The organism is Arthrobacter sp. CAN_C5 (assembly GCF_017875735.1).
Classification (GTDB): Bacteria; Actinomycetota; Actinomycetes; order Actinomycetales; family Micrococcaceae; genus Arthrobacter_D.
The window spans coordinates 2,494,678-2,517,353 of the sequence record NZ_JAGGMZ010000001.1; the positions used below are offsets into that span (position 1 = coordinate 2,494,678).

The window sequence follows — 22,676 nt, forward strand, 5'->3', positions numbered from 1 at the left end:
AGGGGATGGTGAAGGCGGCGGACTAGATAACGGGGTGTTCCTGGACCGCGGCAGCGTCGGAGTTCCTGGAGCGCAGAAACCAGGCCAGCACGGCGGTCAGCAGCACCACAATTCCGGTGGCCGGCTTGGCGAGGGCCGGAACGGCGGGCACCACGACAAACAGGACGACGACGGCGACGACGACGGCGATCACCGTCACCCGGGGCTGCTTCATCGTGACGATGAGCTGCACCAGTACGGCGCCGATGATGCTCGGGAAGATGTAGAGCCGGGCGACGTCGACAATATCGGCGGGAATGATGCTGACCAGCCAGGTGCCGAGCACCCCAACGAACAGGAGCATCGAGAAGACGTGGACCATCGCGGCCCCACAGATGGCCATCAGCGCTGAGAACTCGCCGCGCTTGGTTCCCGCCTTTGCCCCCACGGCCGCCTGGGCCACCAGGGCTGAGGGAAGCAGTTTGTTGGCGATATTGCCGATCATGAATGCCTGGTACATGGCGGCGGGTCCGAGGACCGGGTAGTAGGTGATCGGCTCGACGAACCAGAGGACAAAGAAGGCGGCAGCGACGGCAAAGAACGCGGTCCAGATCATCCCGGAGGTGATGCCGAGATCGGTGAACAGGACAAGGTAGATGGGAGCGGAGAGGGAGAACATCAGCGCGATGATCATGGTGATGCGTCCCCAGCGGGAAGTGGTGCGATCAAACTGGTCGACGGCGGCGGTCTGTTCAGCAGTGGCGGTAAAGGTCATGGCTTGTTCCTTTCGTGGAGGGTGCTGCTCAGGCCGCTGCGGGAGCGAGGCCGGCGGTGTGGGCGAAGTAGGCGACCGCGAGGCCCACCAGGATGGCAATACCGAGGCCCCACTCCCGGAGCCAGGCGGCGGACAGCGTCTTGGCGAGGAAGAGACAGACACCCATCACCAGGGCTGAGACGATCACGGTGATGATGTGCACCGGTGTTTTCCCGAACTCGGCAATGCCCAGGCTGGCGAAGGCACCGATCAGGGCGGCCGCGGGGACGATCGCCATCAGCGCCGGGTTGACGTGGCGCAGTTTGGAATCACCCCGCTTCAGCAGCGGTGTGAGGGCGAGGGTGGCGATCATCCACATGGCACCGGACATGCTCATGGCCATGAAGGCGACAACGAAGACCGTCTGCGTGTAGTCCGGTCCACCCAGCGTGGCGTCCATGGTGGCCGCGGCGAGCGACGCCGAAGCCGACTCTGTGGCGGCGGATCCCACCAGGCCGATCCGGACCAGCACCGCCGGGGTGCCGAACAGGGTCAGGAGCGCGACGCTGACGAGGACCACCGCGAGCGAAGGTCCGATCGCTGCCACGGCACCTGCCCTGAACGAGGTCTTCAGCTCGGCCTGGGAGATGTTGGCGGAGGGACCCGCCTTCTGGGCTGCGCGCATGTAGATCACTGATTGAAGGATGATCGCTCCGAAAACACCGATCGCCAGAATCCACAGGATGGGAATGTTGGCGATGGCGAGGATATCGGTGGATCCTCCGGGCATGACTGCGGTTTTCATGACTGCTCCAGGGGGCTGGGGTGACGGATCATTGACGGGGAAGGTCTAGACATGATGGGAAAGGGTTGTCTGGTCGAGGGCGATCAGTGTTTGGGTGAGGGCGGTAACGCCGGTCGCGACATCGGTGAAGTCTGTCCATTCCTCGGGACAGTGGCTCTTGCCGGCCTTGGAGGGGATAAAAATCATGCCCATCGGCGCGAGGGTCGCCATGTGGACGGCGTCGTGCGTGGCACCGCTCGGGACCGGCATCCAGGGGACACCCAGCGTGTCGGCAACCCGCGCTGCGGTGTCGTGGACACCCGGGTGGGTCTGGACCACCTCGTTGTCGGTCGACCAGGTGAAGTCGACGTCGACACCGTGCTGGCTGGCCTGGTCCAGAATTTCGTGGGCGAGCCGGCCCTTGACGCCGGAAAGCCAGTCCGCGTCGACGCTCCGCACCTCGCTGGTCATCCTGACCAGCGACGGAACCACGTTGGGCGAGCGGGACTCGGATTCGAGTCGGGTGGTGGTTGCCACGCCATGGGTGGGTGCACCGCATCCTTCCCTCCTCACGGCGAGGACCGCCTCGGCGGCGGCAACCATGGCGTCGGCCCGGTCGGTCATCGGCCTTGTCCCGGCGTGGTCAGGTGAACCAGTGAAGACCGCGAGGAGCCGCTGGATTCCCGCGATGCCGGTAACGATCCCGAGGGGAAGTCCACGCTGCTCGAGGGTGGGGCCCTGCTCAATGTGCAGTTCGAGGAAAGCGTGCAACCCGGTGCTGCGGGCCCAGTGGGAGTTGAGGGTGGCGGCCGGGTCGAGACCGAAGTCTGAATAGCTTTCACCGAGGGTCACTCCCCGGTAATCGGTGCGGTCCAGATCCTGGGCGGTCAGCTCGCCGGCGGCGGCGCGGCTGCCGAGGCAGCTGAGCCCGTAGGGGTTGGATTCCTCACCAAAGAAGTCGACCACCAGGAGGTCCCGGGTCAGGGAGGTGCCACTTTCCCGCAGTTGGCGAACCGCGTCGAGCGCCCCGAGCACTCCGACGATCCCGTCAAAGCGACCGCCACCGTCGACCGTGTCCGTGTGGGATCCGGTGACTAGCGCGGGCGCGTTGGGGTTGGTTCCGGGAAGCCGCCCCACGATGTTGCCGGCACCATCGGTGTGCACCTCGAGTCCGGCGTCTTTCATGCGCTGGCCTGTCCACTGCCGGGACTCACGGTAGGCCTCGCTGAACACATCCCGGGTCCATCCCGGGCGGGAGGCCTCACGGTAGTCGGAGAGTTCGGTGATCCCGGCTCCTAACCGCTCGGCTGCCTCGATCGCGTGGCTTGGAGTGTGCAAAATGGGGCCTTCCGTCGAGGTCGTCGGGCGGTATGCGAAATTTCAGCGCAAACGATTGCATTGAATCCCATATGAATAACGCTCGTGCGAATATGGTCTACATCACACTACCGATGCCACGTTTCGTCAAGGTTTCGCGGGAATTAACTCTTCACCCTTCACTCTTCGCGCCTATCGCCGAGGACAATTCACGCAAACCATTGCAGGCATGACGGTGCGGGGGGCCGTAGACTTCGCTGAAGGAATGGAAGGGGCAGGGCTATTTCTGATCCAACGGGCGCACAGCGCCAAAGACCGGTAACGCTGGCGACCGTTGCCCGGCATGCCCAGGTGCACGTATCAACCGTTTCGCGCGCCCTGAGCGAGGATCCCTCCGGGGTGGGAACAGACACCGTCCGCCGGGTCCGGGAGTTGGCAGCGATGCTCGGATACCACCGGGATGTCGGGGCAGCAGCACTCCGCACCGGAAATTCTCGCCTCATCGGGGTGCTGGTACCCCGCCTGACCGACCTGGTCCTGGCCACCATCTACGAAAGCATTGACGCCGCTGCAGGCACTGCCGGGTACACCACCGTCGTCTCCAACACTCTTGACGATCCGGCTCGTCGACGCAGCCGGCTGGATGCCCTGCTCTCCCGCCGGCTCGACGGCGTGATCATCGGCGACTCACACATCGGAGACACCGCTGCCTTCGAGTTGCAGCAGCGCGGCGTGCCGTACGTCCTGGTGATGCGTAAACTCGAGGGCCATTTGTCGGTGACCACCGACGATCAACTCGGCGGCCGTCTGGCAGCCGAACATCTGCTGTCGCTGGGGCACCAACGGGTGGGAGTGATCGCCGGTGACCTGCTGGCGAGCACCGGCTTGCAACGGACCCAGGGCTTCCGGACCGCTTTCGAGGCTGCCGGGTACCCGATCAATGACCACTACGTGGTGAACTCCGGTTTCGGGGCCCGGGCGGGGCGGCTCGCCGGCGACCAACTCATGAGCCTTCCGCACCCGCCGTCGGCAATCTTCGCCGTGGACGACCTGACAGCTGTCGGCGCCATGGGTGCCATTCGCGCCGTCGGGAAACAACTCCGCGAGGATGTGGCGTTGGTGGGCTACAACGACGTCGATCTGGCCGCCAACCTGCCGGTTCCATTGACCTCTGTCCGCTCGGCGCTCACCGAGATGGGGCAACTCAGCTTCGCCGCGCTGCAACGGCGGATCAACGGTGAGGAGACCGAATCGGTGCTCCTGAAACCAGTGCTTATCCCCCGCGCGACCACGGTTGAACGGTGGGAGTAGGCCCCACCGCGACAGCGTTTTCCAGGATCGCCGCAGCCATTACGCCGTCGGCTGGCCCCCGGCGAACCCTGGTGGGGATCGATGGGGTGGACGGTGCGGGCAAGACCACGTTTGCCGATGCGCTGGCGGAGTACCTTCGACGTCAGGGCCAGAGTGTGGTGCGGGTAAGCCTGGACCACTTCCACCACCGCAAGGAGGGCCAGCGCGATGACCAGCGCAGCAAAGACGGTGAATGCCCCTGACGACATCGCCACCAGCGACAGCATCAGACCGACCGCGACAATTGCGCCCAGAGTGACGGTGAAGCCCACCGCAAACGGCGACAGGGATTGACCGTTCCGGTGCTAAGCGTCCCACCGCGTCGAAACCAGCTCACCGGTCGGGTGGGATAGGCATACTGATAGCTGGGAAACCTGGCTCGCCGACGAGTTCCTCACCTGGTCACGCGTTCATAATGACTCGATCCGTTGCTGGCGCCTCCTACCCACACTGTCCCTCTCCGCTTCCAGTACCGGATCACCCGCGCAGGGTGATCCGGGCCCCGCCTGTCTGAGGACAATGACAGGATATGGACGGACAGGGGGAACCCGCAATCCGAACCCTCCTCCGCCCATCGCTCCCCGCGGCCGCAGTAGGATTCGTCGAGAGCCGTCTGGGTCGACCTTCCGGGAACCTAGGCCGTCACCCCCAACTCCGGTTGATGGATCTTCGCCATTTTCACCGCCCCAGGCTGGCCATCGGGCTACCGTGTCATTGTCGCCCGGTCACGGCGGTCGGAACACGCCAACGATGGAGTGCGGCTCCGCTGGCGCTCTCTGCCGTTCCCGGGCCTCTCCTGATGATGGTGCTGATGCTGGCCCACGGAGTCGTCTTGGCCCAGAGTCCCCCGGGCCGACACCGCACTGTATCAAGCGAAAAACCTAGGCTTTAGCGGGGTGGCCTGGTCGACCTACTCGTCCGGGGTCTCGGCGCCCTGGAGCTCATCCGAATTCGCTGGAGAATCGTGTAACACCTGTTGGGGTCTTTTGCTCCGCCGCCAATTCAAGCCGCGCCACAATAGGGGTCGTAAAACTGATGACTATAACTGTCGGGTAGTCATCGATTGGGTCGCAAGGTCATATAATCGGTGAATGCCGATCACCAGCCTCATTTATGGCTCCCGCCCGCTGCCTTCCCCCACAACCCAGCGTGAGGGCAATCTGTGAGCGGCGGTCTTGTCGCGCTGCTGGATGATGTCGCGGCTCTGGCCCGCATTGCAGCTGCCTCAGTGGATGATGTCGCGGCCGGCGCCGCCAAAGCGGGGGCAAAAGCCGCGGGCGTAGTGATCGACGACGCTGCCGTGACCCCGCAGTACATGTCCGGGGCCGATCCGTCCCGCGAGCTGCCGATGATCAAGCGAATCTTCTGGGGCTCCCTGCGGAACAAGCTGTTGATCATCCTCCCCGCGCTGCTGCTCATCAGCGCCTTCATCCCTTGGATTATCCCGTTCATCCTCATGGCTGGCGGCACTTACCTTTGCTACGAAGGCGCGGAGAAGGTCTGGCACAAGCTTCGCGGCCAGCACGCGGTCGAGAAGGCTCCTGCTGTCGACCGAGGTCCCGAGGCGGAGGCGAAGGTCACCAAAGGGGCCATCACCACTGACTTCATCCTGTCGTGCGAGATCATGGTGATCTCCATGAACGAGGTGGCCGATGAATCGATCTGGGCCCGAGCGATCATCCTGGTGGTCGTCGCGATCGCCATCACCGTCATCGTGTACGGAGCGGTCGCGCTGATCGTCAAGATGGACGACATTGGCCTGCACCTGACCACCAAGGACTCCGAAGGGTCCAAGCGTTTCGGCGAGATGCTCGTCAAAGGCATGCCGTCGGTGCTTGCCACGATCACCCTGATCGGGACCGTCGCCATGCTGTGGGTTGGTGGTCACATCATGTTGCAGGGTGCCTACGATCTCGGCTGGCACGCCCCCTACGACCTGGTGCACGTCCTCGAGGCACCCTTCGCCGGCATCGCCGTCGTCGGCGGTTTCCTGGCTTGGCTGGTGAACACCCTGTGCTCAGCGGTCCTCGGACTCATCTGGGGCCTCATGGTGATGGCCATCGTGCACCCGCTGATCAAAGCGCTGCCGTTCGGCAAGAACAAGGGTGGTCACGAAGAAGGAGACCTGCGCGCCGCAATCGCCGGCCACCGGCCGAAACACGACTCGGAGCCGGCCTCCTAAGTCAGGGTGGCTGTCCCATCGGGATGATCGACGACGACGTCGCTCTCCGGTTCGGCGTGCTCTTCAAGACGGCGTTCGTGCTTGGCTGCGGCACGGTCCGCGAGATATCCGGCGAAGATGAACACTGCCGTACCCACGGCCATCCATGGTCGCGGGTGCTGAACTCCAAACTGGCGAAGTTTCCTCTCCAGTCGTAAGTCGATTGACTCGCTGACGGTAGCCAAGCGAAGCGTGGCAACACCTGCGGCGAGGCCGGCCAGGACCCTCAGAGGTAGCTGCTTGCCGCCGATCGTGACGCCTGCGTAAAGGCCCGACACAACCGCTGATGCCACACGCATCGTGCGGCGGTCCCGATCGTCCAGCTTGGTGGGGTCGACAAGCGTTAGCCCACCCATGGCGACAACAGACGCCGCGCCAAAGACTGGCGACGCCGGATCGGCCATTGACTTCTGCAGGTGACTAGTCATGCATCGTCGTCACATCTGATCGAGACAAAAAGTGGCGCTGTGGCTTTCAGAAAGATGAGCGTTCCGGGCACTTCCCCACGGTAACACTCCCCTTACCCGGCCGGCCAGACCCTACCAATCGCCGTCTCGTGCCGATACAGTTCGATGTGGGGAGCCATCGTCGTCTTCCTCACCCCTGCGAGCATTCATCTCTCACGTTGGAGTGGCTGACGGGGTTACCTGGTGTCGCTGCGGCTTTGCCTCAAGGAACACCAATGACCGTTGCTTTCCGTTACCTGCTGAAGTCTGTGACATCTCTGTCCATCGCGGCCTTGCTGCTCGGGTCGCTGGGCGCCGCCCCCGCTGCGGCAGATCCTGAAGATCCGCTTTTCCGGATGCCGGCCATCGAGCTGCCGCCCTCGACCGTAACGGACCGGCCCGACCGGTTCATTGTGAAATTCACCGATCGGGCCCAGACCAGCGCGGCCGCTCGTGAGATGGCCTACGACAGCACAGAAGTTCTGGGGTCCGCCGTCGAGGAGCTGCGGACCACCGGCGATGGGGCCGTCGTACTCGAAGCGGACAAGGACCTCACTGAGAAGCAAGTCGAGGACGTCCTTGCGACTCTCGAAGCGCGCCCCGACGTGGAGTACGCCGAGGTCGACCAGTTCGCCACCCCAGCGGCGGTTCCGAACGACCAGATGTACCCGCTGCAGTGGAACCTACATGAGGCCAAAGGTGGAATGCGCGTCCAAGACGCCTGGAACTCCTCAACCGGAGCTGGCGTCACCGTCGCGGTCATCGACACCGGCAGCACTTTGCACACCGATCTGGCAGCCAACACTGTTCCTGGCTGGGATTTCATCGCCGACCCTGCTGTCAGCGGCGACGGCGGCGGGCGCGACTCAGATCCCAGCGACACCGGTGATGCCTGCGGCAGCAACACCTCGTCTTGGCATGGCACCCACGTTGCCGGAACCGTCGCCGCCGCAGGCAACAACACCACTGGCATTGCCGGGGTCGCCTACAAGGCAAAGGTGCAACACATCCGCGTGATGGGCATCTGCGGTGGCTGGACCTCCGACATCGCCCCGGGCATCGTCTGGGCGGCGGGCGGCACGATCGCCGGGATCCCAAACAACGCGACCCCCGCCAAGGTGATCAACCTGAGCCTGGGCACCGATGCGTCCTGCGGGCGGACCTACCAGGATGCAATTAACTTCGCAGTCAGCCGCGGCGCCGTCGTCATTGCTGCCGCCGGCAACTCCGCCCGGCCAGTCGCCAACACCTCCCCTGCGGATTGCCAGAACGTCGTCACAGTCGGAGCGACAAATCGCAACGGTGACCAGGCACCCTATTCGAGCTATGGGCCCGAAGTTGATGTCAGCGCACCCGGCGGGGACATGAGTCGCGGCATCGAAGGCGGCATCCTGGCCACGTTCAACCAGGGCTACTACCGGCCGGGTACCCAGGGCTACAGCTATCTGCAGGGCACCTCCATGGCCACACCCCATGTGGCCGGTGCAGCTGCGCTCATGCTCTCCGCCAACAAGGCCCTGACCCCGGCGCAGATCGAAGAGAACCTCAAGAAGACGGTCCGGCCGTTGCCGGGCAACTGCTTCGGCGGCTGCGGGACGGGGCTTGTGGATGCCACGGCGGCCGTGAAGTCCGTCGCAACCCCATTCTCGCCAGGAACCTTCAAGGATGTTCCCTCCGGCACTCAGTTCCATAAGGAAATGTCATGGATGGCGACCGAGCGGATCTCCACCGGTTGGACGGAGAAGGACGGCTCGAAAACCTACCGGCCGCTGACCTCCGTCAACCGGGATGCGATGGCAGCGTTCATGTACCGGATGGCGAACAGCCCGGCTTACACTCCCCCGGCCAAGTCACCGTTCGCCGATTTCTCCACGAACCAGCAGTTCTACACGGAAATGTCCTGGCTTGCCTCAACCGGCATCAGCTCCGGCTGGACCGAGAATAACGGCACCAAAACCTACCGCGCCCTGACGCCCGTGAACCGGGATGCAATGGCTGCGTTCATGTACCGGATGGCCGGGAGCCCCGCCTTCGCTCCGCCGGCTCAGTCACCATTCGCCGACGTTTCCGCGACCCAGCAGTTCTACAAAGAGATGGCATGGCTGGCCTCCACCGGAATTAGTACCGGCTGGACCGAGAATAACGGAACCAAGACCTACCGGGCGCTGACCCCGGTAAACCGAGACGCGATGGCCGCGTTCATGTTCCGGTACTCGAAGAAGTTCTAGCCTTGATTTTTCATGATGCCCGGTGACTTGCGCGGATTCGTGGCCGCGGTCGCTTCGCAGTTGTTTTCTGTTTCCGGGCAAGCTGATGGGGCCCGTTGGTTCGCCTGGGTTTGGCGCCGGTTCCACTTCCGGTGATCGTGCTGTTGGTTGGGACGAGATGAGTGGCGTTGGTCAGCCGGTGGAAGGGACGAGGCCTTTGGCGAGGCGGGCGGTGTTTTCCAGGAGGAGTTTCATGAGGTCTTTTTCCGGGGCTGATTCGGGGAGCAGGAGTTGATGGCGGCGGGCGCGGGTGATGATTTTCCCTGCGGTGGCGAAGAGCCGGTAGCGCCAGCGTTTGATGTCCCAGGCTTTGGCCCGGTGGCCGTCCGGGAGGGCGGCGAGCTGGAGCCAGGAGACGAGATTGAAGGCCAGCGCTGCGATGTTGGCCCAGGCCTGGTTCGCGGCGAAGTCGAAGAATGGCAGTTTGCCCAGGCCAGTGTTTTTCAGGGTTTTGATCCGGTTCTCGCAGCGGCCGCGGGCGCGGTGTCTGGCGTCCAGGAACGGTCCGTGCCAGCGCGGTGAGTTGGTCAGGAACGCAGTGATCCGGTGCCCGTCAACATCGAGCAGGGTCGGCTGCGCCCCGGGGTGGAGCGGCTCGGCGCGCAGGAACAGTTTCGTGCCAGGCGGGTAATCGGTGAGGGGGATGACGTCGGTGGCGTTGATGACCCACGCGTCGGTCCGGTCGTTTCCGGACTGGTCCAGGGCCGGCTGCCAATACTCCTTGTCGCTGATCCAGTCGACCATGTGGGCTTTGCCGAACGGCAGGGTGTAACTGGTGGTGAACTGCACGCCGAGGCTGTGCAGGTGCCACAGGAATTTCCGTGAGGCCCCGGCGCTGTCGGTGCGGACCAGGACTTTTTCCCCGGCCAGTGCCCCGGTTTCGTCGTAGAAGCTGTCGGGGAGTTGGGCTGCGGCGGTGTGGAAGACGCGGATGTGGTCCTCGGCGCTGTTCGCTCCGGCGCTCCCTGGCCGCAGCACGGCCGCGAGGATTTCCCCGGAACCCTTACCGGTCCCGTAGTCGACGCTGGCGATGAACGGTGCGAATCCGTAGCCGCCCTTGTAGGTCCCGGCGACGTTTTCCTTATCGGAGTGTGAGGTCACCAGGGTCGCGTCGAGGTCGATGATCAGCGGATCCGCGGCCGTCGCGGTCAGTGCCGGGTTCCGGTTCCCGGCGGCGTTCCAGGCCCGGGTGCGCAGCTCCCTGGTGAGGGTCTCGAATCCGTAGCTGAACAGCTCGGGGTTCACCACGGTGCGTTCGAAGAACCTAGAGACGGTCGCGTTCGAGGGCAGTTGGCCGAAGACCCCGGGTGAGGAACGCAGGATGTCCAGGTCCGAGGCGTGTTCACCTCCCGCGGTGAGCATCGCCGCGAGGGACCCCACCAGCCGCCCGGGCCGGTGCTTCGCGCCGGAAGGGACAAACTGTCCGAGTCTGTCTTCGCAGAGTCTGCCGAATCCCAGGGCGTCCATGAAGCCAGTGACCACCGAAACCCCGGCGTGGGAGATCAGCGACTGGCCGGTGAAACTGACCGGCATGGACGGAAAAACAGCGATAGACTTTTGCATCGAAAGGGTGCTCCCTCGCTCGGCGAATAACGGTCTCGACAACCACTATTTTCCCAGCTCAGAGCACCCTTTCCCTGATTAACACGCCAGCCCCACAGACCCGCCATGAAAACCTCGGGCTAGCACCCATTCAGGAAGTCCCTCCCAAAATATACAGCGGGGCGCCTGCACTCACACATTACGAAGTGGACATGGATACTACCCGTTCGAAAAGGACCTCAAAGCAGGGTTAGGGGTATCGGGCAAAGAAAAATCCGCTGGATCAACGACTACAAGCCATTGTTCTAGCGGATCTTTGGTGGAGCTAAGGGGATTCGAACCCCTGACCCCCTGCATGCCATGCAGGTGCGCTACCAGCTGCGCCATAGCCCCAATTCCTTGGTGTCACCCCGCCGAACCGGCTGAAGCAACTTGTTCAGTTTAGTCAACAATCGGCCCCCTGCAAAATCGGCCGGTTTCTGACCGATCAGGGCGGGCAGCTAACCTTCCAGCGGGGTAGACGGCATCGAAGACAAACCCACATTGTGCTCGGTCAGCTGCCACTTGTTTCGGGCTCGCGGACCGTGATCCAGCTCCTCGAGAACCGACCAGTGACAGTTTGAGACTCCTGACAGCGACGCCCAGAGCTCCGGTGGTAAGCCCATCAGCGCAGCAAGCCCCGCCCGGATCGATCCGCCATGACTCGCCACCACCAGGGTCTGCCCGGCACCCAGGCCCGACACAGCGTCGAGCGTACCTTCCGCCATCCGACGTCCCACGTCGAGACGGCTCTCTCCCCCACCCGCAAGCATCGTTGGATCCCCGCCATGCCAGGCGGCGTGATCGGCCGGGAACTGTGAGGCAATCTCCGCGAAGGCCAACCCCTGCCACTGCCCCGCATAGGTCTCCCGCAGCCGCGTATCCAACTCCACGCCGACGCCGGTCAACGAGGACAGCTCATTCGCTGTGGCAACGGTCCGGGCAAGGTCGGAAGAATAGATCCGCGAGGGTGCCAGATGCACCAGTTCAGCCGCGGCCTCCCGCGCCTGCTGTTCACCCAGTTCGTCGAGGGAGATGTCTTCCTGCCCCTGGAACAAGCCCCGGGCATTCCACTCGGTCCGCCCGTGCCGCCAGAAAATAATCCTTCGTGCACCTACCGATCCGGCGGCGTTGAACTTCACCCGGCGTCAGGGGCAGTGGCGTCAGGGGCAACGGCGTCGTTGGCCAATGCTGGTGCTGGTGCTGGGGCAGGTGCTGACGACGTCGATGCTGCGGGTGCGTCCTCCAGTTGCAGGTCGATGACCGGGCAGTCCCCCCACAGACGCTCCAGCGCATAGAAGACGCGGTCCTCTTCGTGCTGGACGTGAATTACGACATCCAGGTAATCCAGCAGGACCCAGCGACCCTCACTGCGTCCTTCCCGGCGGACGGGCTTGAGATCCCGCTTTGCCAGTTCCTCTTCGATGCCGTCGACAATCGAATTGACCTGGCGTTCGCTGGATGCCGAGGCAACCAGGAATACATCGGTAATCGCCAGCCGTTCGCTGACGTCAATAGCCACAATGTCCTGACCAATTTTGTCCGAGGCTGCATGTGCAGCCGCCCGGGCAATTGCGATGGACGTTTCGTTAGCGCTCACGTATCTCCTTGTGTGTAGTCAGCCGTCAGGTTCAACTGAAGACCCCGGTGATCATGATGACCCCGGTGATCAGCGCCAGGGCGCCCAGACTGACAATCGAATATTGCAATAGCTGCAGGCGCTTGACCCGCGCCAGCCCCGCCGTCATGGCGTCGAGTGGTTCGAGACCGTGCGCGGTGCGCGCACCGATGGGATCCGCCTGCTCCGGGGCGGCGTTCACGGGTTCCGTAGTCGTCATTGACAGTGGATCGGGCGTCGTCGCACCCGGTGGTCGGAAAGCAGCGACCGGCAGGGCGATGAAGCTTCCGGACGAGAAAATCGACAGGTTATGTGCAGCCGTGGGGTCGTTGGGGCCCGGCTCGGAGCTGAGTCCCACCAGGGCGTGCTGCGTTTGTTCAATGGAAGGCTGCTGCGCCGAAAGCGCACGGGTGTTCAGTGCTGCCGCGCGATCCGCAAGCGCTTTTTGCTGCTTCAGGATTTCCGGGTCGACAGCAAACGGCTCGTCCTCCCCGGCCTCCAACAGGGCGACCTGCTCCTGTGCCCCGATGGAGGATTCGCCACTGCGACGACGGCGATCCCGCCTGCCTCCCTCGCGTACCGGTCCGAGACCGGCCACAGGACGGTCGACGTCGACGTTCGTTTCGCGCAGATCCCGTCGTTTCCGCTCGTTCGCGGAATCGTTGCCGTTGATCATTGGTCTCTCACCCAGTAGTAGATTTCAGTTCGTTGTTCCGGACGGGGTGTTCGACGCGCTGCCCGGCCGCTGCCTCATCCCGGTACAGACCGTGCTTGGCAATGTACTGGACCACACCGTCGGGCACCAGGTACCAGACGGGATCCCCCGCCGCCACCCGCAGCCGGCAATCAGTTGAGGAAATGGCCATGGCTGGCACTTCCAGCAGACTCACGTCCCTGCCTCCCCCATCGAGTTCGTGGCCCGGTCGGGTGACGCCCACGAAATGGGCGAGGGTCCACAATTCATCAGCGTTCTTCCAGGAAAGGATCTGTGCCATGGCATCGGCCCCTGTGATGAAGAACAGTTCGGCCTCGGGCCTCGCAGCCCTTAGATCGCGCAACGTATCGATGGTGTAGGTGGGACCGGGGCGGTCGATGTCTACGCGGCTCACCGTGAAGCTGGGGTTGGACGCCGTCGCCACGACCGTCATCAGGTAGCGGTGCTCAGCTGCACTGACTGCGCGCTCAGCCTTCTGCCACGGCTGCCCGGTGGGCACGAACACTACCTCGTCGAGGTTGAATACTGCAGCTACCTCGCTGGCTGCGACGAGGTGCCCATGGTGGATGGGGTCGAAGGTACCGCCCATCACCCCCAGTCGCCACGGGCGGCCGTCCGCGTGTGCCCTACCGGCTGGATTCACGTCCCGGACTAGCGGCGCGTGGCTTCGCCGTGGTCATGCTTGTTGGGGTGCTGCTTATGCGGGTCAGCGTGCTCCTCAACGGCGTCGTGACGGTTCCCAAGGCTGGTGAAAGCCAGTGTGATGAACATCAGCGCCACGAGCGCGCCCATGATGATGATCCCGTACAGCACAGGATCCATCGGAAGTTCGACGTGTACCGCATGTTCGCCGGTCTCGGCAGCGACAACTGCGGCATCGAGAAATTGAGAAAGCATAAATTTTCCCCTTGAAATCAGAGTAGTACGTGGCCGATCAGCACAAACCGGCGGATAGGTTCCCTACCATGTTACGCGCATCGGCGTGCTGTCCTAGGCCCGGACCTGGCCGTCACCCTGAAGGATCCATTTGGTAGTGGTCAGCTCGCGCAATCCCATGGGTCCGCGGGCATGCATCTTCTGGGTGGAGATTCCCACCTCGGCGCCCAGCCCCAACTCGGCACCATCAGTGAACCGGGTGGAGGCGTTGACAATCACGGCTGCCGAGTCGATGCCTGCTATGAACTGCTCGGCGTTGCCCAGGTCGTTGGTGACGATCGCTTCGGTGTGCCCGGTGGTCCACCGTCGGATGTGTGCCATGGCGTCATCCAGCGAGTCCACTGTCGCCACCGCGAGATCCAGATCCATGTACTCTCGGGCCCAGTCGTCGTCGGTAGCCAGATCAGCCTGGACGCCGTCGGGCAGCGCGTCGAGGGTCCGCTGGTCAGCGTGGATGCGCACGCCAGCCGCCACCAGTGCGCGCAGCACGTCGCCGGTGGCGACGGCGTCGCGGTGCACCAGCAGGGTCTCGACCGTGTTGCAGACACTGGGGCGATGGGTTTTCGCGTTGAGGAGGATGTCGACGGCCATTGTGGGATCGGCGCTGCGATCGACGTAAATGTGCACGTTGCCTTCGCCGGTCTCAATCACCGGCACCGCCGAGTTGGTGACAACCGTCTGGATCAGGTCATGGCCACCCCGGGGAATCAGTACGTCCACCCGGCCACGAGCCTTCATCAGGACGTTGGCACCCTCCCGTCCGTACTCGTCGACGCTCTGGACGGCGTCGGCAGGCAGACCCGAGGCCACCAGCGCGCCGCGGATGATGTCCAACAACGCAAGGTTGGTGTGCGCGGCGGCGCTGCCACCACGGAGGATCACCGCGTTGCCGCTCTTGAGCGCCAGCCCGGCGATGTCGACGGTGACATTGGGCCTGGCCTCATAGATCGCGGCGACGACGCCGAGGGGTACGTGGACCTGACGCATCCGGACGCCGTTCGGCAGGGTCTGTCCGCGCTCCAGTGAGCCCACCGGATCGGGAAGTCCCGCAAGGTTCCTCAGGGCTGCCGCCAGACCCTCAATGCGTTCGTCGGAGAGGCTGAGCCGGTCAAGGAGCGCCTTCGACGTACCGTTCGCATGCCCTGCCTCAACGTCCAACGCGTTGGCGGTGAGAATCCCGGCGCGGTTGGCGACTAGAGCCTCACCTATGGCGAGCAGCGCCTGGTCCTTGGCGGCCCGGTTGGCGGCGGCTATCAGCCGTGCCGCCGCTCGCGAGCGGTCAGCGATGGCGTGCACTGCGGAGGTCACATCTGTCTGCTGTTCGGTCACGGAAGTCATTGCTCCAGTCTAACGAAGCACCACGAGGTCGTTGACATGGACCACTGAACGCTCATATTCGCGGCCCAGTTCCTTGGAGAGCTCGCGGGTCGTCCGGCCCAGCATCCTGGGCAGTTCGAAGGAGCTGTAGTTGACCAGCCCGTGTGCGACGACGCCGCCCTGGGCGTCCAGCATGGCCACCGGGTCACCGGCTTCGAAGTCTCCGCCGACCGAGACAATTCCGGCAGGCAGCAGGGAGCGCCGACGTTCCCCGATGGCCTTCGCGGCGCCGTCGTCGAGGGTCAGGGTGCCCCGGATGTCTGCCAGGTGGGCGAGCCACAGGAGGCGGATCGGCTTGCGCCGGCCGTTGGTGCTGAACCAGGTGCCGACGTCGGCGCCCGCCAGCGCGGCAGCCGCGTTGTCGGTTGAGGTGACCAGCGCCGGAATTCCGGAGCTCGCGGCGATGGTCGCCGCCTCGACTTTGGTAACCATGCCGCCGGTACCGACCCCGGCTTTGCCGGTGCGTCCGATTTCAACGCCGACAAGGTCCTGCGGGCCCTTGACCTCGGGGATTCGCTGGGCACCGTCCTTGGGCGGCCCGTCGTACAGGGAGTCGACGTCGGAAAGAAGCACCAGCGCGTCAGCCTTCACCAGGTGCGCCACCAGGGCTGCCAGCCGGTCGTTGTCACCAAACCGGATCTCATGGCTGGCGACCGTGTCGTTTTCGTTGACGATGGGGACGACGCCGAAATTCAGCAGCCTTTCCATGGCCCGGTGCGCGTTGGCATAGTTGCCGCGGCGGATCAGGTCCTCGGCGGTGAGCAACACCTGGCTGACCGTGACACCGTGCGCACCGAACGCAGCCGTGTACCGGGCCATCAGCAGGCCCTGACCAACACTCGCGGCGGCCTGCTGGGAGGAAAGCTGGTTGGGCCGGCGTTTCAACCCGAGCGGGGCCAGGCCGGCGGCGATGGCACCGCTGGACACCAGGATCACCTCGGTGCCCTCGTTGCGCCGGGCGGCGAGGACGTTCGAGAGGCCCACCAGGGCTTCCTCGGACAGCCCGCCCGAGATGGAGGTCAGCGATGATGACCCCACCTTGACGACAATCCGCTTCGCCTTCGCGAGGCCCGAACGGGTTTTCAGGGGACGTTTAGCGGTCATGGTCACCTCAGTGTCCAGCTTTTTCGTCATCCGCTGCTGGCGCCGGCTCATCGACCTGCGGCTGGTCCGGATCCGCTCCCGGGCCGGTGCGGGTCTTGTAGTTGACCGACTCGGTCCAGATCCCGGCCTTTCGCTCGGTCTCCAGGTCCGCCCGTGCCGCGGCGCGAGCGTCTTTACGGTCCTGGTAGTCCTCGCGCTTCTCATCGCGGGTGGGCCGTACAAACTCCGCCAGGCGGATGTCGGTACCACGCGGTGATGCGAGCAGCTCGGCGCCGCCCATCATGGTTGGCTCCCAGTCGAAGACGACGCCGTCGTCCTCGCCGATGACCACCGTGTCGCCAGGCTTGGCGCCACTCTTGAACAGCTGTTCCTCGACCCCGAGCTTTGCCAGCCGGTCGGCCAGGTAGCCAACGGCTTCGTCATTGTTGAAGTCGGTCTGCTTGACCCAGCGTTCGGGCTTCTCGCCGATGACGCGGAACAGCGGAAGGAGGTTCTTCTCCTCGTTCCGGATGATGAAGCCGCGGGAGTTGACGGCGCGCGGGCGGAGGACCGGCGGGGTGATCTTCGGCGGGGTGGCCTTGAGCTCCGCGCGGGCGGCGGTCACAATCTCGCCCATGGCGAAGCCCAGCTGCCGAAGCCCCTCGTGGCTGGACGCCGACACCTCGAACACGCGGTAGCCGCGCGCTTCGAGCTCAGGCCGGACGAAGGACGCCATGTCCTTGCCGTCGGGGACATCGACCTTGTTCAGGGCGATCAGTTTGGGGCGCTGATTCAGCGGGACGACGTCGCCGTCGGGGCCCGCGAAGCTCATGTCGACCGCGTACTTCTCGAGTTCGCGTTCGATGATGTCCAGGTCATTCAGCGGGTTGCGATCCGACTCGAGGGTGGCGCAGTCCAGAACGTGGACCAGCGCGGCGCAGCGCTCGACGTGGCGCAGGAAGTTGTGGCCAAGGCCCTTGCCTTCGCTGGCGCCCTCGATCAGGCCGGGCACGTCGGCGATCGTGTAGCGGACGTCGCCGGATTCGACGACACCGAGGTTCGGCACCAGGGTGGTGAAGGGGTAGTCGGCGATCTTGGGGCGGGCCGCGGACATGGCTGCGACGAGGCTCGACTTGCCTGCGGAGGGGAAACCAACCAGCGCGATATCGGCAATCGACTTCAGTTCGAGCACAATGTCGCGGGCGTCACCGGGAATACCGAGCAGTGCGAAGCCGGGAGCCTTGCGCTTCTGGGAGGAAAGCGAGGAATTGCCGAGGCCGCCCTGGCCACCGGAGGCAGCGACGAATTCGGCGCCTTCCCCGACCAGGTCGGCGAGCACTTCGCCGTCCTTGGTCTTGATGACCGTCCCGTCAGGCATTGGGAGGATCAGGGTTTCGCCCTGCTTGCCGCCGCGCCAATCGCCCATCCCGTTGCCGCCATTGGTGGCGTGACGGTGCGGGGCGTGGTGGTAGTCCAGGAGGGTGGTGGTCTGCGAATCGACGCGCAGGATCACACTGCCGCCGTCGCCGCCGTTGCCGCCATCAGGCCCGCCCAGCGGCTTGAACTTTTCACGCTTGACGGAAACGCAGCCATGACCGCCGGTACCGCCCGACACATGCAGAACCACCCGGTCAACGAAGCTTGCCACGTTGAACTCCTTCAGAATTTTTGGATTGATGCCGAGATGATCCCGGCTTAAAAAGAAAGTGGGGCGAGCCGGATCGGCTCACCCCACCTCACTGCCTAATGCTTGGTGCGCAGAAACTACTCTGCGACTGCGCCCACGATGTTGACGACGCGACGTCCACGGCGGCTACCGAACTCTACTGAGCCGGCCTCCAGTGCAAACAGTGTGTCGTCTCCGCCGCGGCCAACGCCAGCGCCGGGGTGGAAGTGGGTGCCACGCTGGCGGACGATGATCTCGCCAGCCTTGACAACCTGTCCACCGAACCGCTTGACGCCAAGGTACTGGGCGTTTGAATCGCGACCGTTGCGAGTGGAACTCGCACCCTTCTTATGTGCCATCTGCTTTGCCTACCTTTTGATAAAGAACGAAGAGGTTACTTGATGCCTGTGATCTTGACGCGGGTCAGTTCCGAACGGTGACCCTGGCGCTTCTTGTAGCCGGTCTTGTTCTTGAACTTCTGGATGACAATCTTCGGTCCACGAAGATTCTCAATGATCTCGGCAGTGACGGCGACCTTGGCCAGGTCATCTGCTGCTGAGGTTACCTTGTCGCCGTCGACCAGGAGGAGGGCGGGCAGCTGAAAGCTGCTGCCGGCCTTACCGGTGACGCGGTCAAGGGTTACGAGGTCTCCCACGGAAACCTTTTCTTGCCGGCCGCCTGCGCGGACAATCGCGTACACCACTTGGGAACTCACTTCTCTCGACAACTATGCTTGGAAAACTACTGTTTGCGTACTTACACCGGTAAACCGTACTGATTGGTCCCACCGCTGACGCTGTGCATCGACGCCCCGGATAACCGGTTAGAAGGCGAACGCACCGAAGATCAAGATTACGCCAGAGCGGCGGTTTCCTGCAAATCCTCCCGGGGGTGGGCGAGTCGCGGGAACCTCCGAACCGGGAGGGTCTGCTCCCCCACCCCTTGCCCTCCCACGGGAGGACCAGGGGTGCGGGAGCAACCCACCGCTACAACTCGGACGCGGGAACCCCAACCCCAAGGATCATCGGCTCATCCTTGGCTGGCGCTGCTGCCGGGGACTTCCGGGGTGCCACTGCGGTCGCCACGAATCGTGCCACCGGCTTCTCGGCGGCCTCTTCCTCCCCGGACTGCTTCCGTTCGATGGTGGACGTCGCTGCAGTCCCCTGGGGGCTCCCGGCGCGCCGACGGTTACGGCGCGGGCTGCGAGGAGGCTCTGGAGGGCTCACCGACTGCTGACTGGAACCGGACGATCCTGCACCACCCGACGCCGCACGCACCGGTGCTTGCGCAGCAGGCCGGTCGTTGGCTTCCTGTTCGTTGGCAGGCCGTTCGTTGGCTGGCTGTTCCGAAGCGGGCTTGCGGTCGAACGCCTGGGTGAGGCTGTCGAGGGTCAGGCGTCGTGCTTCCTGCACCTCGGCGTCGCTGCTCTCCGCGCGGGGCAGGCTCACCGTCTCACCGTTGATGGTGAGCACCACTTCGGCGGCCTCGTCGGCCGCCGGGTGGCCCTCGGCCTCGTGGGCGGCGTGAGTGGCTGCAGCGATGCTCGCCAGGGCCACCCGGGCCGCTTCGGCCCGTGCCTGCCGCTCGGCGTCGTTCTGAGGTGCCTCGGGTGCCTGCTGCTCCTCATCGGCCGGCGAGGAGGAACGGCTCCGGTTGCGCTTGCGTTCGCTCCGGGAAACCTTCTCCTGCCGCAGGTGCTGCTGATGGTTGTCCGGCGAGACGGCATGCCGCTTGTGTTCCACCGGTTCGTCGTGGGTGACGACACCGCGGCCAGCACAGTGCTCGCAGTTCTCGCCGAAGACCTCCAGCAGCCCGGTCCCCATCCGTTTCCGGGTCATCTGGACCAGACCGAGCGAGGTGACCTCGGCAACCTGGTGCTTGGTGCGGTCGCGGCCCAGGCACTCGACCATCCGACGCAGCACCAGGTCACGGTTGGCTTCCAGGACCATGTCGATGAAGTCGATGACAATAATCCCGCCAATGTCGCGCAGGCGCAGCTGACGGACCACTTCCTCCGCCGCCTCCAGGTTGTTCTTGGTGACGGTCTCCTCGAGGTTTCCACCGCTGCCGGTGAACTTGCCGGTGTTGACGTCGACAACCGTCATCGCCTCGGTGCGGTCAATCACGAGTGAGCCGCCGGAGGGGAGGAACACCTTCCGGTCGAGGGCCTTGTGGATCTGTTCGTCGATCCGGCTGGCGAGGAAGATGTCCTCGTTGCCGGTCCACTTCTCCAGACGACCGACCAGGTCGGGAGCCACGTACATGACGTAGGCCTCGATGGTGTCCCAGGCCTCATCACCGGAGACGATCAGCTTGGAGAAGTCCTCATTGAAGACGTCACGGACCACCTTGATGGTCAGGTCAGGTTCCCCGTACAGCAGCTCGGGTGCCAGGGACTTGGTGGAGCCGGACTTGGCTTCGATGTTTTCCCACTGCGACCGCAGCCGGTTGATGTCATGGGTCAGCTCTTCCTCGCTGGCACCCTCCGCAGCGGTGCGCACGATCACCCCGGCGTTGTCGGGCAGGCGATCCTTGAGGATGCGCTTGAGCCGGTTGCGTTCCACGTCGGGGAGCTTCCGGGAGATCCCCGTCATGGACCCGCCCGGGACGTACACCAGGTAGCGCCCGGGCAGGGAGATCTGACTGGTCAGGCGTGCACCCTTGTGGCCGACCGGGTCCTTGGTCACCTGCACCAGAACGGTGTCGCCGGACTTCAGGGCGAGCTCGATCCGGCGGGGCTGGCCGTCGAGACGGGAGGCATCCCAGTTGACCTCGCCGGCGTACAGGACGGCGTTGCGGCCGCGGCCAATGTCGACGAACGCTGCTTCCATGCTCGGCAGCACGTTCTGGACCTTGCCCAGGTAGACGTTGCCGATCAGGGAGTCCTGCTGCGTCTTGGACACGAAGTGCTCTGCCAGCAATCCGTCCTCGAGGACGGCGATCTGGATCCTGTCGTCGCGCTGCCTGACGATCATCTGCCGGTCCACCGATTCGCGGCGTGCCAGGAATTCTGCCTCGGTGATGACCTGGCGACGGCGCCCGGTGTCGCGGGATTCCCGCCGGCGCTGCTTTTTGGCCTCCAACCGGGTGGATCCCTTGACGCTGGTGACCTTGTTGGAGGGTGCAGTCTCCTGGGCCTGCCGGGGTGCACGCACCCTGGTCACCGTGTTGGGTGGGTCGTCATCCTGGCCGCCGGTGAGTTCGAGGTCCTCGTCTCCGCGGCGACGGCGACGGCGGCGACGCGAGGTCACGCCCTCATCGCTGTCACTGTCCGAGCCGCCATCGGCAGCCTGGTCGTTGTCGTTGCTGCCGGCGTCCTGGTCGGCGCGGCCCCTGCCCCGGCTGCGACGGTTGCGACGACGGCGGCGCCCACCGGTCTCGGTGTCACCGTCCTCATCGTCCTCGGCGGTGTCGTCCTCGGCGGAGGGCCCCGCGACAGCGGTCTTCCTGACGGGGGCTGCAACAGCCTGCAGATCGGGGGCGTGAAACAGCGACGCGGGGATCGCAAAGGGGTCGGCCGCCGACAGGGTCGGAGGGACCTCGGAAGCTTCGGCCACCTGGAGCGCGGCTGGGGTTTCCCGTGCGTCCTGCACGGCCTCGCGGGAAGCGTCCTGGTCGGCGGCAACGCCACCAGTACCCGCGCTGGCACCGTTGGAGGTGCCCTGGCCCGCCGCTTCCTGGGTTGGGGTGCCCTCCGCAGCGGCAGCCTCCGCGGCCGCAGCCTTCTTCTGGGCCACGGTGAGCCGGCGGCGCGGGGCCTTTTTGACCGGGGTCAGCTCGGCATCCACCGGTGGCGCGGCCGCCTCGGCGTCCCCGCTCGCTGTGTCCTCGCTGGGTGCTGTGTTCGTGGCGTCAGCCTTGCGGGTGGAACGGCGCCGGGACGGGGCCTTCGCCTTGGGCTCGGCTTCGGTTGAGTCGGCTGGATCAGCTGCTGCTGACTGGCCTGCAGGATCGGCTGCTGCCGGGTCCGGCGTCGTCGCACCCGTTGGCGGGGTGGCCGGTGCATCGGGGAGGACGATATCGCTGGTCGCTGCCTTGCGGCTGCGCGAGGCGCGACGGCGCGGTGCGGCTGGCACGTCGGCGGCCGCCGTTTCAGTGGATGCAGCGTCGGTGGCGGCAGGGTCGGTGAGTGACTCCTGCGGGGTCTCGGCCGCGGGCTCCACCTTCTTGCGGCGGGTCCTTGGAGCCTTCTTCACCGGAACATCGAGCTGTTCCTGCGCGGGGTCTGTCGGATTTTGCTCTGTCGGGTTCTGCTGATGATCCATATGGTGTTTTGCTCCAGCGCCCCTGCGGCGTCGGCCACATTCCGACGCCCCCGGGGGCAGTATGTCGGTTGTTCGCGGACCTTGGCGCCTCGCGCTTACCGGAAGTCGTCTAAGTGAGCTTCGAGGTCGCACCATCCGTGGGGTGCGGCATCACTCGAAGACCAGTGGCGCTTTTCCTTACCCGCTGCTTTCCCAACGGTTGGCCTGCACAGCGGATTCCCGGCACCCCATCCGTCAGGATGTTTTCACGATGCACGCGGAAGCGTCGCCGGCAGAGCCGGAAGCCTGTCACTGGACCGGCCGGGGAATGTGGTTCC

20 protein-coding genes and 1 tRNA gene are annotated in these 22,676 nt (G+C 64.7%); 4 read left to right on the forward strand and 17 right to left on the reverse strand.

Going from position 1 to position 22,676, the window contains the following annotated elements; translation table 11 throughout:
• Positions 1-22 precede the first annotated feature (22 nt).
• The 3 genes from H4V95_RS11760 to H4V95_RS11770 are packed head-to-tail and all read right to left on the reverse strand — an operon-like array spanning position 23 to position 2,855.
• Entirely contained in the window at positions 23-754 is a 732-nt protein-coding gene (locus H4V95_RS11760; RefSeq protein ID WP_196866662.1) for a hypothetical protein, read from the reverse strand.
• A gap of 28 nt (positions 755-782) precedes the next feature.
• Positions 783-1,538, reverse strand: coding sequence for a DUF5058 family protein (locus H4V95_RS11765; RefSeq protein WP_196866661.1), 756 nt, complete (start codon positions 1,536-1,538; stop codon positions 783-785).
• Positions 1,539-1,583: 45 nt separating this feature from the next.
• Positions 1,584-2,855, reverse strand: a complete 1,272-nt coding sequence (locus H4V95_RS11770; RefSeq protein ID WP_245345677.1) for a M20 family metallo-hydrolase — start codon at positions 2,853-2,855, stop codon at positions 1,584-1,586.
• A gap of 303 nt (positions 2,856-3,158) precedes the next feature.
• Here H4V95_RS11770 and H4V95_RS11775 point away from each other — a divergent pair, with 303 nt between their 5' ends.
• The 3 genes from H4V95_RS11775 to H4V95_RS11785 all read left to right on the forward strand — a co-directional run bounded on the left by H4V95_RS11775 (position 3,159) and on the right by H4V95_RS11785 (position 6,366).
• The gene (locus H4V95_RS11775) at positions 3,159-4,145 is read left to right on the forward strand and encodes a LacI family DNA-binding transcriptional regulator (RefSeq protein ID WP_281064588.1); all 987 of its coding nucleotides are present in this window, start codon (positions 3,159-3,161) and stop codon (positions 4,143-4,145) included.
• Positions 4,136-4,387 carry a zeta toxin family protein gene (locus tag H4V95_RS11780; protein WP_196866659.1) on the forward strand — a complete coding sequence of 84 codons (252 nt, stop codon included), beginning with the start codon at positions 4,136-4,138 and terminating at the stop codon, positions 4,385-4,387. The genes H4V95_RS11775 and H4V95_RS11780 overlap by 10 nt, the downstream gene beginning before the upstream one ends.
• 959 nt (positions 4,388-5,346) lie before the next feature.
• The gene (locus tag H4V95_RS11785; protein WP_196866658.1) at positions 5,347-6,366 is read left to right on the forward strand and encodes a DUF808 domain-containing protein; all 1,020 of its coding nucleotides are present in this window, start codon (positions 5,347-5,349) and stop codon (positions 6,364-6,366) included.
• Here H4V95_RS11785 and H4V95_RS11790 read toward each other — a convergent pair.
• On the reverse strand, positions 6,363-6,833 hold the full coding sequence (locus H4V95_RS11790) for a hypothetical protein (RefSeq protein ID WP_196866657.1): 471 nt from the start codon (positions 6,831-6,833) through the stop codon (positions 6,363-6,365). The genes H4V95_RS11785 and H4V95_RS11790 overlap by 4 nt on opposite strands.
• Before the next feature lie 254 nt (positions 6,834-7,087).
• Here H4V95_RS11790 and H4V95_RS11795 point away from each other — a divergent pair, with 254 nt between their 5' ends.
• On the forward strand, positions 7,088-9,079 hold the full coding sequence (locus tag H4V95_RS11795) for a S8 family peptidase (RefSeq protein ID WP_245345678.1): 1,992 nt from the start codon (positions 7,088-7,090) through the stop codon (positions 9,077-9,079).
• Between the two features lie 171 nt (positions 9,080-9,250).
• Here the strand turns inward: H4V95_RS11795 and H4V95_RS11800 are convergent, their stop codons facing one another.
• The 13 genes from H4V95_RS11800 to H4V95_RS11860 form a co-directional block, all read right to left on the reverse strand.
• A complete protein-coding gene (locus tag H4V95_RS11800; RefSeq protein WP_209730705.1) occupies positions 9,251-10,681 on the reverse strand; it encodes an IS1380 family transposase in 1,431 nt (476 codons plus the stop codon).
• Between the two features lie 296 nt (positions 10,682-10,977).
• Positions 10,978-11,053: transfer RNA gene (locus H4V95_RS11805), tRNA-Ala, on the reverse strand.
• A gap of 107 nt (positions 11,054-11,160) precedes the next feature.
• Positions 11,161-11,841, reverse strand: coding sequence for a histidine phosphatase family protein (locus H4V95_RS11810; RefSeq protein ID WP_196866655.1), 681 nt, complete (start codon positions 11,839-11,841; stop codon positions 11,161-11,163).
• The gene (gene rsfS, locus H4V95_RS11815) at positions 11,838-12,299 is read right to left on the reverse strand and encodes a ribosome silencing factor (RefSeq protein WP_312884022.1); all 462 of its coding nucleotides are present in this window, start codon (positions 12,297-12,299) and stop codon (positions 11,838-11,840) included. Before rsfS ends, H4V95_RS11810 begins: the two co-directional genes overlap by 4 nt.
• A gap of 31 nt (positions 12,300-12,330) precedes the next feature.
• Positions 12,331-12,993 carry a hypothetical protein gene (locus H4V95_RS11820; RefSeq protein WP_196866654.1) on the reverse strand — a complete coding sequence of 221 codons (663 nt, stop codon included), beginning with the start codon at positions 12,991-12,993 and terminating at the stop codon, positions 12,331-12,333.
• A 7-nt stretch (positions 12,994-13,000) separates the two neighbouring features.
• A complete protein-coding gene (gene nadD, locus H4V95_RS11825; RefSeq protein ID WP_312884101.1) occupies positions 13,001-13,624 on the reverse strand; it encodes a nicotinate-nucleotide adenylyltransferase in 624 nt (207 codons plus the stop codon).
• Positions 13,625-13,683: 59 nt separating this feature from the next.
• On the reverse strand, positions 13,684-13,929 hold the full coding sequence (locus tag H4V95_RS11830; RefSeq protein WP_196866653.1) for a hypothetical protein: 246 nt from the start codon (positions 13,927-13,929) through the stop codon (positions 13,684-13,686).
• Between the two features lie 93 nt (positions 13,930-14,022).
• Positions 14,023-15,306, reverse strand: a complete 1,284-nt coding sequence (locus H4V95_RS11835; RefSeq protein ID WP_209730707.1) for a glutamate-5-semialdehyde dehydrogenase — start codon at positions 15,304-15,306, stop codon at positions 14,023-14,025.
• 9 nt (positions 15,307-15,315) lie between these two features.
• Positions 15,316-16,449, reverse strand: coding sequence for a glutamate 5-kinase (proB, locus tag H4V95_RS11840; protein ID WP_196866651.1), 1,134 nt, complete (start codon positions 16,447-16,449; stop codon positions 15,316-15,318).
• A 7-nt stretch (positions 16,450-16,456) separates the two neighbouring features.
• Positions 16,457-18,076 (reverse strand): GTPase ObgE, encoded by a 1,620-nt coding sequence (gene obgE, locus H4V95_RS11845; RefSeq protein WP_312884023.1) that lies wholly within the window; start codon positions 18,074-18,076, stop codon positions 16,457-16,459.
• A 116-nt stretch (positions 18,077-18,192) separates the two neighbouring features.
• A complete protein-coding gene (gene rpmA, locus H4V95_RS11850) occupies positions 18,193-18,453 on the reverse strand; it encodes a 50S ribosomal protein L27 (RefSeq protein WP_081743419.1) in 261 nt (86 codons plus the stop codon).
• A gap of 35 nt (positions 18,454-18,488) precedes the next feature.
• Positions 18,489-18,797, reverse strand: coding sequence for a 50S ribosomal protein L21 (rplU, locus tag H4V95_RS11855; RefSeq protein WP_019482657.1), 309 nt, complete (start codon positions 18,795-18,797; stop codon positions 18,489-18,491).
• A gap of 283 nt (positions 18,798-19,080) precedes the next feature.
• Positions 19,081-22,359 (reverse strand): ribonuclease E/G, encoded by a 3,279-nt coding sequence (locus H4V95_RS11860; RefSeq protein ID WP_209730708.1) that lies wholly within the window; start codon positions 22,357-22,359, stop codon positions 19,081-19,083.
• Between the last annotated feature and the right edge of the window lie 317 nt (positions 22,360-22,676).